At 38.0% G+C, this 616-nt stretch carries 1 pseudogene; it reads right to left on the reverse strand.

From position 1 onward, the window contains the following. Window positions 1-296: 296 nt before the first annotated feature. Window positions 297-616: pseudogene (locus AC1DUW_RS31815) on the reverse strand (haloacid dehalogenase-like hydrolase); the annotation flags it as partial.

Consider the following 616-nt stretch of genomic DNA (forward strand, 5'->3'; position numbering starts at 1 on the left):
TCTTAGTAGGAAAGCGCCCTTTTCTTGAATTTCAATTACTTTTAAATAAATACTTTTGTTTGCTACCGAATTTGATTTAATTCTTCAATATGTAAACCCCAAAATACTTTATGTTTACGAAATGAGAGTAGAAGATTTAGCTTCATTTAAAATGACTTAATGAGAATAGGGTGCATGATTTAGACTGATTTTGGTTATGTTTTGGTAACTTGATTGTATAAAAGCGAGTCTAAGATATCATCATCAATCATTATTTTATACTCCGAGTGTGACTGAATCTCCTTGGACGAATCTTTTTATGGATTCGCCAACAATTTTTCTTCATTTGACCCAAGCTTGATCGTGTATTCAGTCGGTATCCATAAGCCTGTATTCTCATTTCTTCCTTGGAGAACATATTTCGGGTTGTTTTTGCCCATCCGTTCTGCAGCTGTTTTCGCAAGCTTGCCGATATCACCTGTTTTGAGGCGGTTGATAATTAGACCGAGTTTCAAACTCTTAATTGTCAGCATTTCATAATCTGTGCTGCTGTCTCCCGCTACGAATATCGGACCGTATCCGCCCCGCGTTTTGGAGATGGCGTGTTCGATCACTTCCACCTTACCTTCTCGAGCAG

Source organism: Peribacillus sp. P4_C12, assembly GCF_056402095.1.